This window comes from Proteus sp. G2618, from assembly GCF_009915995.1.
Classification (GTDB): Bacteria; Pseudomonadota; Gammaproteobacteria; order Enterobacterales; family Enterobacteriaceae; genus Proteus; species Proteus terrae.
On the sequence record NZ_JAABNI010000016.1, the window covers coordinates 204,357 to 216,057 of the forward strand.

The 11,701-nt window shown below is 39.5% G+C and carries 8 protein-coding genes and 1 pseudogene; 8 read left to right on the forward strand and 1 reads right to left on the reverse strand.

Annotation, left to right across the window (positions count from 1 at the left end):
* Nucleotides 1-136: 136 nt before the first annotated feature.
* Nucleotides 137-1,528 carry an outer membrane channel protein TolC gene (gene tolC, locus GWJ01_RS09270; RefSeq protein WP_109402046.1) on the reverse strand — a complete coding sequence of 464 codons (1,392 nt, stop codon included), beginning with the start codon at nt 1,526-1,528 and terminating at the stop codon, nt 137-139.
* A 213-nt stretch (nt 1,529-1,741) separates the two neighbouring features.
* Between tolC and nudF the strand changes: the two genes are divergently transcribed.
* The 8 genes and pseudogenes from nudF (at nt 1,742) to ftsP (ending at nt 11,506) form a co-directional block, all read left to right on the forward strand.
* Nucleotides 1,742-2,377, forward strand: coding sequence for an ADP-ribose diphosphatase (gene nudF / locus GWJ01_RS09275; RefSeq protein ID WP_161711002.1), 636 nt, complete (start codon nt 1,742-1,744; stop codon nt 2,375-2,377).
* A 226-nt stretch (nt 2,378-2,603) separates the two neighbouring features.
* The gene (gene cpdA / locus GWJ01_RS09280) at nt 2,604-3,443 is read left to right on the forward strand and encodes a 3',5'-cyclic-AMP phosphodiesterase (protein ID WP_109402045.1); all 840 of its coding nucleotides are present in this window, start codon (nt 2,604-2,606) and stop codon (nt 3,441-3,443) included.
* 3 nt (nt 3,444-3,446) lie between these two features.
* A complete protein-coding gene (gene yqiA, locus GWJ01_RS09285) occupies nt 3,447-4,022 on the forward strand; it encodes an esterase YqiA (protein WP_161711003.1) in 576 nt (191 codons plus the stop codon).
* Nucleotides 4,023-4,146: 124 nt separating this feature from the next.
* Nucleotides 4,147-6,042, forward strand: a complete 1,896-nt coding sequence (gene parE / locus GWJ01_RS09290; protein ID WP_109402044.1) for a DNA topoisomerase IV subunit B — start codon at nt 4,147-4,149, stop codon at nt 6,040-6,042.
* Nucleotides 6,043-6,074: 32 nt separating this feature from the next.
* A pseudogene (parC, locus tag GWJ01_RS09295) lies at nt 6,075-8,255 on the forward strand (DNA topoisomerase IV subunit A); the annotation flags it as partial.
* Nucleotides 8,256-8,582: 327 nt separating this feature from the next.
* On the forward strand, nt 8,583-9,032 hold the full coding sequence (locus GWJ01_RS19045) for a DNA gyrase C-terminal beta-propeller domain-containing protein (protein ID WP_231135762.1): 450 nt from the start codon (nt 8,583-8,585) through the stop codon (nt 9,030-9,032).
* A gap of 64 nt (nt 9,033-9,096) precedes the next feature.
* Nucleotides 9,097-9,846, forward strand: a complete 750-nt coding sequence (locus GWJ01_RS09300) for a 1-acylglycerol-3-phosphate O-acyltransferase (protein WP_098941966.1) — start codon at nt 9,097-9,099, stop codon at nt 9,844-9,846.
* A gap of 238 nt (nt 9,847-10,084) precedes the next feature.
* Nucleotides 10,085-11,506, forward strand: a complete 1,422-nt coding sequence (gene ftsP, locus GWJ01_RS09305; protein ID WP_109402043.1) for a cell division protein FtsP — start codon at nt 10,085-10,087, stop codon at nt 11,504-11,506.
* Nucleotides 11,507-11,701: the final 195 nt, after the last annotated feature.

An 11,701-nucleotide genomic window follows, 5' to 3' on the forward strand; every position in this document is an offset into this window, starting at 1 on the left:
AGAATATAGATATTGTAGAGATCTTAATTTAATCCATAACACAATATCTTATGTGAAGAGAAAGCATAAAAAAACCGCTTATCAGTTTATCGCTGAAAGCGGTTTTTTTATAAGTAACTAACTTCTTAATTCACGATTAAGGCGCAACGTTAAGAGCAGGGTTTGTTAACGGGCGAATAATGCTGTCTGGTGAAGTGGAAATTTCTGCACCCAGAGTATTATTTAGCTGAATTAAGTCATTTTCATTTAATGTGCCACGAGCATATTCAATATTTAATTGGTTAATTAAATAGTCATAACGTGCGTTGGACAATTTCTGTTTTGCATCATAAAGCGTTGTTGTGGCATTCAACACATCAACAATAGTACGAGTACCCACTTGGTAACCCGCTTCAGTTGCATCTAATGAACTTTGTGCAGATACAACGACTTGTTGATAGGCTTTAATGCTACTGATCGACGCAGAAATATTGTTATAAGAAGAACGAGCGATTTGAACGATAGAACGATAAACCGATTCTAATTGTTCGCTTGCACTAGTAAAACCATATTGTGCTTGTTCAACTTGTGAACTTGTTCTGCCACCAGTATACAGAGGGATGCTAACAGACAAACCAATGCTATTTTGACCGCTATAGCTGTTGCTATGACCTGCTAATGCGTCTGGTCTATGGTCGTGACTATGACTATTTGATACACCCGTTGATGCATTTAAATCTACGGTTGGTAAGTGACCTGATTGCGCTAAACGAATATTTTCGCGCGCTAAATCTTGACCTAAACGAGCACTTAATAAACTTAAGTTACGTTCTTCAGCATCTTTTAGCAGTTTCTCAATAGAGTCTGGTGAAGTTGTTGAAAAACGACCAATATTGAGTGAGGCAAGATTAATGTAATAGATACCACTTACTTGGCGTAGTTTTTCTAATGCATTATCTAATTGATTTCGACCAACCACTTCTTGCGCCAGTACGCTATCGTAATTTGCACGCGCATTTTGTACGTCAGTAATTGCTACTAAACCCACGTTAAAACGTTGAGTTGTTTGATCTAACTGGCGGTAAACTTGTTCTTTTTGCGCTTCAATAAATGATAGTGAATCGATAGCACGCAAGACATCAAAGTAAGCGGTCGCGGTGTCTAAAATCAGTTTTTGCTGACTTGTTTGGTAAGTCACATCGCTCATACCCGCTGTTTTTTCTTGCATGTTTAATTGACGCCATAAGGCCATATTAAACACACTTTGAGTCAGCGTTAAACTTGCCCCAATAGAATTAGATTCGGTATCTCTTGCATCACGGTAGCCGCTTTTATAGTCTGCAGATGCTCCTAATCCTAATTGTGGTAATAATGAGCCACGAGCTTCATTAATTTTTTCAAAAGCTTGATTTCGTTCAGCTAATGATTTGCGTAACTCAGGGTTACTGTCCTTTGCTTTTTGATAAACTTGAAGCAGATCCTCAGCCTGACTTGCAGTGCTGAATCCTGCCAAACTCATCGTGACCAAAAGAGAGAGCAGTTTTTTCATTTTAATTCCTTGTTGCAACAGTTTCGCTGAGTTGCCTCTGTTAATCTTGATTGGGGATAATTCTAGCAGATTGTTTCCCTAAGTAGGGGTAGCCATTTGTGCCATATCCTTTTATTTTAGATTAACTTTACATGAATTGTTGGCAAATTTCTTTAAATCTGTATTAAACGTAAGCAATAAAAAGACTCTTAAATGTAACTTAAGGAACATTGTATGAAGAAAAGGGAAAATACACCATTTTTATACGGTCGTGAAGATGTGAAATTGCTCAATCAGAGAGATTTATATAAAGGCTTTTTTCGCATGACCGAGTATCGCTTTAAACATCGCCTTTTTGAAGGTGGATGGAGTGAAGAAGTTAAACGTGAGGTTTTTGAACGAGGCAATGCAGGTGTTTTGCTCGCTTATGATCCCAAACGTGATGAAGTGGTGTTAATTGAGCAAATACGTATTCCTGCGTATGAAACCAGCGAGACACCTTGGTTGCTTGAAGTAGTTGCGGGCATGGTCGAACAAGGAGAAAGCCCTGAAGATGTTGTTAGACGTGAAGCCCAAGAAGAAGCGGGTGTTGTTGTTGGACGATGTGAACCTGTTGTGAGTTATCTTTCAAGCCCCGGTGGTACGAGTGAAAGAATGCATGTTTACGTCGGTGAAGTTGATGCAACAACGGCAAAAGGTATTCATGGATTAGCGTGTGAAAACGAAGATATTTGTGTTCATGTAGTGAGTCGAGAGCAAGCCTATCGTTGGGTTGAAGAAGGCGTTATTGATAATGCGGCATCTGTTATTGCTCTGCAATGGTTACAACTTCATCATATTGCACTAAGAGAGCGTTGGTCAGTAATTTAATACACTAATCAATCTTCAAAGGATGTTTTTAGTAATATTATCAAGTAGAGTAACTATCTCTAAGTGTACGATATCAAATGAATTAAATTGTAAAATGAAGTGAAAAAAACGTGATTGAAAGCGAGAATATTTCTCACTAATCTTTTGAAATGTGTATTGGTTGGCAGATCTTTACTACGAAAATACGTTAACATAACGGCTAATGAGAGTGAAACAAGGAAACCTTTTGGAAAGCCAGCTTGAATTATCGGTGAAACATAAAAACACCGTAAGAATATTACAAATCACAGACACCCACCTCTTTGCTAATGTGGAAGATACTCTGCTGGGCATTAATACCTATCGTAGCTACCATGCGGTATTAAATGCGATTAGAGAGCAGGGTCTTGATGTTGACTTGATTGTTGCGACAGGTGATTTAGTTCAAGATCAAACCTTTGAAGCTTATCAGCATTTTGCTGATGGCATCGCGACGTTGATACCTCCTTGTGTTTGGTTGCCGGGCAATCATGACTATCAGCCCGCAATGATTGATGCTTTAAATCAGGCAGGAATTTTGTCAGCTAAACAAGTGTTGATTGGTGATAATTGGCAGATGCTATTATTAGATAGCCAAATTCAAGGCGTTCCTCATGGTGAGTTATCAGATTGTCAGTTAGATTGGCTAACACGCTGTCTTGAAAGTCAAAAACACAGGGATACGATTATCTTGTTGCATCATCATCCTATGCCTTCAGGGTGTACATGGTTAGATCAACATAGTTTAAGAAATTCTCAAGAGTTGGCTGAGCGTTTAAAAGATCACTCTCAAGTAAAAATGATGCTTTGTGGCCATATTCACCAAGAAATGGATGAAATGTGGAATGGTATTCGCTTGCTGGCGACGCCTTCTACGTGCATTCAGTTTCGCCCTCATTGTACAAATTTTACATTAGATACTGTTTCTCCAGGCTGGCGCTATTTGGAAATGTCACTTTTATCTGATGAGAAGGGCAAAATTGACACACAGGTTTATCGTTTAGCAGGCACTGAATTTTGTCCTGATCTTGATGCGGATGGCTATTAAGTTATGCCTCGTATTCTTTACTTACATGGCTTTAATAGCTCACCGAAATCAGCAAAGGCACAGGCTTTTCGCCAATGGCTTGAAGTAACTCATCCTGAAATTGAATTATTAATTCCTCAATTACCACCTTATCCTCAAGAAGCCGCTCAGCTAATTGAAACGTTAGTTAAAAAGAGCGCAGATGACAAACTAGGATTAATTGGCTCATCATTAGGTGGCTATTTATCTATTTGGCTATCTCAACGTTTTAATTTACCTGCTGTTGTTGTTAATCCTGCAATACGACCGTTCGATCTTTTGCAAGACTTCTTGGGGGAGAACGAAAATCCTTATACACATCAAAAATATAAGCTAGAACCTTATCATATGGATGAGCTACTTGCTTTGCGTATTCCCACAATCACATCACCGGAACTTATTTGGTTGCTTCAACAAACTGGAGATGAAATACTTGATTATCGTCAAGCTGTCTCATATCTTGGCGCGTGTAGGCAAACCATAGAATCGGATGGAAACCATGCTTTTGTGGGTTTTGAACGTTTTTTTCCGAAAATTATTCAATTTTTAAAGATAATTTAGCCTTTCGGTCGATTAACCTGTAAAACGTAGGTTGATGTATCTAGCCGAAAATTAATATCATATTGCCGCCAACACCTGTTATTATAAACAGTATTTTTCTAACAGCGAACCGCAGATTAAAACAATGACTCAATCAAGTTATAACGCAAAGGATATTGAGGTTCTTAATGGTCTAGAGCCTGTACGTCGCCGTCCCGGGATGTATACAGATACAACAAGACCGAACCATTTGGCACAGGAAGTGATAGATAATAGCGTGGACGAGGCGCTTGCGGGACACGCATCGAAGGTCGATGTCATTTTATATGAAGACCAATCTATCGAAGTCATCGATAATGGGCGAGGAATGCCTGTCGATATTCACCCTGAACTTAATGTTTCTGCTATCGAGCTAATCCTTGCTCACCTCCACGCCGGAGGAAAATTCTCTAATAAAAACTATCAATTTTCTGGCGGGTTGCATGGTGTTGGGATCTCGGTTGTTAACGCCCTCTCAAAGCGTATTGAAGTAACTGTTCGTCGTGATGGTAAAATTTACCAAATTGCCTTTGAAAATGGCGATAAAGTTGAAGAGTTACACGAAATTGGCACCTGTGCGAAACGAGATACAGGAACGAGTGTACATTTTTGGCCTGATGGCTCCTATTTTGATGTTCCTCGTTTTTCTTCTAAGAGCTTATCTCATGTATTAAAAGCCAAAGCGGTACTGTGCCCAGGTGTTAATGTTTCTTTTGTAGATAAAGTAAATAACACTCAAGAAAACTGGTGCTACGCTGATGGCTTAACCGATTATTTAAGTGAAGCTGTTGCAGAATTTGTTCGCCTTCCTGAAGAGCCTTTTACTGGTAAATTTGAAGGTGATAATGAAGCCGTTGAATGGTCTATGTTATGGCTGCCTGAAGGTGGCGATCTACTCACTGAAAGCTATGTTAACTTAATTCCGACGGTTCAAGGTGGTACTCATGTAAATGGTTTACGCCAAGGCGTGTTAGATGCAATGCGTGAATTTTGTGAATTCCGTAATTTACTACCAAGAGGCCTTAAGTTAACGGCTGATGATACATGGGAGCGTTGTGCTTATGTATTATCAGTGAAAATGCAAGATCCTCAATTTGCAGGGCAAACCAAAGAGCGACTCTCCTCAAGACAAACCAGTGGGTTTGTTGCAAATGCTGTAAAAAATGCTTTTAGCTTATGGCTAAATCAGAATGTTCAAGTCGGTGAATTGCTTGCTGAAATGGCAATTAGTAGCGCTCAGCGTCGTATGCGTGCCGCCAAAAAAGTGGTGCGAAAGAAACTCACTTCAGGGCCAGCATTACCGGGTAAATTGGCTGATTGTACTTCTCAAGATTTACGTTACACCGAACTATTTTTAGTTGAAGGGGACTCTGCGGGAGGCTCTGCTAAACAAGCTCGGGATCGTGAATATCAAGCGATTATGCCTCTGCGCGGTAAGATCTTAAATACATGGGAAGTCTCTTCAGATGAAGTACTAGCGTCACAAGAAGTCCATGATATTTCAGTAGCGATTGGTATGGATCCTGACAGCAATGATTTAAGCCAATTACGTTACGGTAAAATTTGTATCCTTGCGGATGCTGACTCAGATGGTTTACATATCGCAACCTTACTGTGTGCTTTATTTGTGCGCCATTTTCCTGCTCTTGTTAAGGAAGGGCACGTTTATATGGCGATGCCACCACTTTACCGTATTGATTTGGGTAAAGAAGTTCATTATGCCCTTGATGAATCAGAAAAAAATGCCATTTTACAACGTCTAAGCCGTAAAAAAGGAAAGCCTAATGTACAGCGCTTTAAAGGATTGGGTGAAATGAACCCTCTTCAATTGCGTGAAACAACGCTTGATCCTAATACGCGTCGTTTAGTGCAATTGGTGATTGATGATGAAAATTATCAAGAAACTCTAGGTATGATGGATATGTTGTTAGCAAAGAAACGCTCTGAAGATCGCCGAAATTGGTTACAAGAGAAAGGCGATGAAGTTGACATCGAAGTGTAATGGATACCACAAGAGTCTGAGGAAAAAATTGAATGAGTGAATTGACTCATGATGGTGTAGAGCGTCAACCGCTCCACTTATTTACAGAGAATGCCTATCTCAACTACTCCATGTACGTCATTATGGATCGTGCATTACCTTTTATTGGAGATGGGCTAAAACCCGTACAACGTCGCATCGTTTATGCGATGTCAGAGCTTGGTTTAAGTAATAACGCAAAATTTAAAAAGTCAGCCCGTACAGTTGGTGACGTGCTAGGTAAATATCACCCGCATGGTGATGGTGCCTGTTATGAAGCTATGGTGCTTATGGCTCAGCCGTTCTCTTACCGTTATCCATTAATTGATGGACAAGGTAACTGGGGGGCGCCAGATGATCCTAAATCTTTCGCCGCGATGCGTTATACCGAATCACGCCTTTCTAAATATTCACAAACATTATTGAGTGAATTAGGACATGGTACGGTAGATTGGATCCCTAACTTTGACGGCACGATGCAAGAGCCGAAAATGTTACCTGCACGCTTACCTAATATCGTGCTTAATGGCACAACAGGTATTGCTGTTGGGATGGCAACGGATATTCCACCGCACAATGCGCGTGAAATAGGACAAGCTTTAGTGATGCTTTTAGATAATCCTGATGCGGGATTATCTGACGTGATGCAATATGTTCAAGGCCCTGATTATCCGACTGAAGCTGAAATTATTACCGCTCAAGATGATATCAAAAAGATTTATAAAACAGGGCGTGGCTCCGTTAGAATGAGGGCTGTGTGGCAGAAAGAAGAAGGATGTGCGGTGATCACTGCATTACCTCATCAAGTTTCTGGCGCCAAAGTACTCGAGCAAATTGCTGCATTAATGCGTGCCAAAAAACTGCCTTTAGTTGAAGATTTACGTGATGAATCTGATCATGAAAATCCAACTAGACTTGTTATTGTTCCTCGTAGTAATCGCGTCGATTTAGAACAAGTAATGTACTACTTGTTTGTGAATACTGACTTAGAGAAAAGTTATCGTGTTAACCTAAATATGATTGGGTTAGATAACCGCCCGGCAGTAAAAGGATTACTGACTATTTTAAACGAATGGTTAGTTTATCGTCGCCAAACAGTCACAAACCGCTTAACTCACCGTTTAGAAAAAGTTTTACGTCGCTTAGAAATTCTCAAAGGTTTATTAATTGCTTATCTCAATATTGATGAAGTGATTGAAATTATTCGTCATGAAGATGAGCCAAAAGCAGAATTAATGCGCCGCTTTGAGTTATCCGATATTCAAGCAGAAGCTATTTTAGAGTTACGTTTACGTCATTTAGCTAAACTTGAAGAGATGAAACTAAAAGGCGAAAGTGATGAGCTTGAAAAAGAACGCGATAGCATTGAGAAGTTGTTAAGTTCACCACGTCGTTTAAATACTTTACTGAAAAAAGAGATTGAAGCTGACGCAAAAGAATTTGGTGATGATCGTCGTTCGCCGATCCGTCCTCAAGAAGAGGCGAAAGTAGTTAATGAACAAGATATGTTGCCATCAGAGCCTGTCACCATTGTTCTATCTGAAATGGGTTGGGTACGCAATGCGAAAGGACATGATATTGATCCGAGTGGTATGAGTTATCGTGCAGGAGATAGTTATCACAGCGCAGTACGTGGTATGAGTAATCAGCCTGTTCTATTCTTGGATTCTACGGGACGTAGTTACACCTTAAGTCCAAATGATATGCCTTCAGGGCGTAGCCAAGGCGAGCCATTAACTGGTAAGTTAACTTTCCCACCTGATGCCAGCGTGAAATACATGTTAGCGGGAAGTGCTGGGCAAGAGTACTTACTGGCGACAAAAGAAGGTTATGGCTCTGTTCTCTCTTACGATGAGATGGAAACAAAGAATAAGACAGGTAAAGGGTTGCTGACTGTTTCTGAAGAGACAGAGTTATTAGCACCACTCTTAGTTGATCCTCAGAAGAAAAATGAGCAACACTGGTTTATTATCATCACTGATAAAACACGAATTTTAGCCATTTCAGCCGAACAGCTAAATGAAATGAATAAAAAAGGACGTGGTACACGTCTTGTTGCTTTGGGGAAAGAGCAAGGTGATGTGATTGAACAAATGCTGTTTGCACCTAAAGATGAAGCATTAATTTTTACTGTTGATGGTCAGCAAGAAGTACTTAAAGCAGAAGAACTCAATTATTTTAGTGGTAATGCGGGCGATGAACCTATTCCGTTAAAACATCTACATCCAGAGGCTGTTACCGTCATTATGTCTGAAAAAGGGCTTATTCGTTGCCAGAAAGGACATAATATTGATGCTAAATCGGTTGGCTTTAAATCCGGTGATGATTATTTTGATGCCGTTGAAGGCATGAGTAACCAACCGGTACACTTGATTGATACAACAGGTCAAAGCTATACCGTTGATGTTGATGCATTACCTTCTGGTCGTAGCAAGGGCGATGCGCTAACTGAACGATTAAAAGTTCAGAAAGGTGCGCAATTACGCCATGTTGTTATGGGCGAAAGTACTGATAAGATCTTAATGGCATCTGATGCTGGTTATGGCTTTATTTGTCAGGTTGATGATTTAACTTCTAAAAATAAAGCAGGAAAATCACTACTGACTTTACCTGAAAATGCATTACCATTACCGCCACAACGCTTGAATAATGAGCTCACGGATCTCATTATGATCATTACGAAAGGTGGCAGAATGCTGATTTTTGAAGCGGCAGAATTACCAACGATGGTAAAAGGGAAGGGAAATCAGATGGTTTCTATTCCTGCTTCACAAGCAGCAAGTGGTGAGGATAACGTCGCTTGGTTACGAGTATTACCTGAGAATGCCTCTGTGACACTGCATTTTGGTAAACGTAAAATGACTATGTCGATGAATGAGCTAGTTAACTTCAAAGCAAAACGTGGACGCCGAGGAACCTCTTTACCTCGTGGTGCCCAAGTTATCGATCATATTGATATTGAAACCAATTAAATCTAATACTTAATTGATATTTAGTGGGTCTGTTGACCCACTTCTATTTAGGACGCTAAAACTTATGTTAGCCATTATTCGAGGCATCATTGTCATCCTTTACACCATTATTGTGGTGACGTTTGGAATGATTTATTGCATGTTTTCACCAAGAAATCCTAAACACGTAATGACTTATGGACGTTTATTCGGCAAGTTATCTACTGTTTTTGGTATCAAGCTCGTTGAGCGTTTTCCAAAAGAAGCGGAAAGCTATGGCCCAAGTATTTATATCGGAAACCATCAAAATAATTTTGATATGGTGACGATGTCAAATGCAGTACAACCTAATACCGTAACAGTGGGTAAAAAAAGCTTAATTTTTATTCCTTTTTTTGGTCAGTTGTATTGGATAACCGGTAATATTTTGATCGATAGAGCAAATCGCTCTAAAGCACATGGCACTATTTCACAAGTTGCTGATCAAATTAAATCGAAGAAGATTTCTGTGTGGATGTTCCCTGAAGGTACTCGTAGCCGTGGTCGTGGCCTTTTACCGTTTAAAACAGGTGCATTCCATGCCGCCATCCAAGCAGGCGTACCTATTATTCCGGTTTGTGTTTCTACAACTCAGAATAAAATTAAGCTAAACCGCTGGAATAATGGCTACGTTATTGTTGAAATGTTGCCTCCAATTGATGTATCAAAATACACCAAAGATCAAGTTCGAGAATTAGCAGAAGATTGTCGTCAAATTATGAAAGCTAAAATCGAAGAGCTAGATAAAGAAGTTGAAGAAATGAATCAGCGTGATTTTCCCGGTAAATTAAATTAATACTTATTTGGTTTCTTTGATCATAACAATATAAGCCTGATTTTCAGGCTTATATCATTTTTAATTAATGAAAACATACTAGATTATCAACTATTTTTAGGATTTATGTCACATCCGCGCTATTATGCTCCCGTAATTTCATTTAAGTCCTTTTGTCTTTAAATCACAGCAGCTTTTTTCCTGTCTCTACATTTTTGATTATGCGATAGGAATATTTGTATTTTGTTGCGGAGAAAGTATGTCATTTAGTCGTCGCCAGTTTATTCAGGCTTCAGGCTTAGCGGTATGTCTGGGCTCAATATCTTCTTCTGTTCGTGCTGGATCAGTCAATGATAAACAATTACCTATACCGCCATTGTTGGAATCTCGCCGTGGTCAGCCTCTTTTTCTGACTTTGCAAAATGTGCATTGGGCATTTAATGGTACTCAAAAAGCGGAAGTTTGGGGGATCAATGGCTCAACACCGGGACCGACAATCAAAGTCAAAAGTGGCGATGATATAAAACTCATTTATAGCAACCGTCTTAATGAAGCAGTATCAATGACGGTGAGCGGTTTATTAGTTCCGGGAACTCAAGTCGGTGGTGCGGCAAGATTAATGTCACCCGGCGCTTATTGGTCGCCGGTATTGCCTATTCGTCAGAAAGCAGCAACATGTTGGTATCACGCCAATACTCCCTTTAAAATGGCACCTCATGTTTATAATGGATTGGTGGGAATGTGGATCGTGGAAGATGAAGAGAGCAAATCTCTTCCTTTACCAAAACATTATGGTGTAAATGATTTTCCGATCATTATTCAAGATAAACGTATCGATAATTTTGGTACGCCACAATATGACAAAGAAGCCGCTAGTGATGGTTTTTATGGCGATACATTGTTAGTCAATGGGCGTGAAGATCCTTATATTGAAGTCTCAAGAGGATGGATCCGCTTACGTTTAGTTAATGCATCCAATGCTCGCCGTTATGAACTAACCGCAAATGATGGTCGCTCACTTTACCTTATCGCCTCCGATCAAGGGCTATTAACATCTCCGGTAGAGCTGAAATCAATTCCAATGGCTCCAGGTGAGCGACGTGAAATATTGATTGATATGTCTGAAGGCGGTGAAGTCACAATTGTCGCAGGGCAAAGTGCCGGCTTTATGGATAGACTCCGTGGTATTTTTGAACCTTCAGATTTACTACGTAACGCCAATGTATTAACCATTAAACCAACCGGATTAATGTCGTTAGTGACAGATAAAGCACCTGCACAATTGGCAGTAGATGACACTCAAATCACTACTTCTATTCAGCCTAGAACCATCCAACTGCATAACAGCCCTCCGGGAATAAATAATGCGCGTTGGGAGCTTTCAAGAATTGATTTAGTAGGCAAGCAAAATGGGTGGGAACGTTGGCTTGTAACCGTATCAACACCACAACCATTCCATATTGAAGGTGCCCGTTTTAAAGTGATTAACCATAATGGTCAGAAGCCTGCACCAGCAGATTTTGGTTGGAAAGATACTGTTTGGATCGAAAACCAAAGTGAATTGCTGGTGGAATTAAAACAGCCTTCTTATTCGCATTTCCCCTTCCTGTATTATAGCCAGTTATTAGAAAATGCAGATAAAGGCATGGTAGGACAAATGGAAATCACTCCTTTTGAATAAAAAATAAGTAGTAGCACTAAATCAAATTAAAAGAAAAACAGTATTTTTAAAATAAAGATACTGTTTTTTTTGTACTTAAAATAATGTGAATTATATTTTTTAGACTAAAGTTAAATAGAGAAAATATCCTCAAAAATAAATTGTTAATCAATTTGATGTTTTTGTTTGTTTATTTAAGTTCTTTTTATTAAGTTT

What these genes read in the sequence shown, in the direction of transcription:
- tolC (WP_109402046.1), bottom strand. Translation starts at nt 1,528, where the DNA reads ATGAAAAAACTGCTCTCTCTTTTGGTCACGATGAGTTTGGCAGGATTC.
- nudF (WP_161711002.1), top strand. Translation starts at nt 1,742, where the DNA reads ATGAAGAAAAGGGAAAATACACCATTTTTATACGGTCGTGAAGATGTG.
- yqiA (WP_161711003.1), top strand. Translation starts at nt 3,447, where the DNA reads ATGCCTCGTATTCTTTACTTACATGGCTTTAATAGCTCACCGAAATCA.
- parE (WP_109402044.1), top strand. Translation starts at nt 4,147, where the DNA reads ATGACTCAATCAAGTTATAACGCAAAGGATATTGAGGTTCTTAATGGT.
- GWJ01_RS19045 (WP_231135762.1), top strand. Translation starts at nt 8,583, where the DNA reads ATGGCATCTGATGCTGGTTATGGCTTTATTTGTCAGGTTGATGATTTA.
- GWJ01_RS09300 (WP_098941966.1), top strand. Translation starts at nt 9,097, where the DNA reads ATGTTAGCCATTATTCGAGGCATCATTGTCATCCTTTACACCATTATT.
- ftsP (WP_109402043.1), top strand. Translation starts at nt 10,085, where the DNA reads ATGTCATTTAGTCGTCGCCAGTTTATTCAGGCTTCAGGCTTAGCGGTA.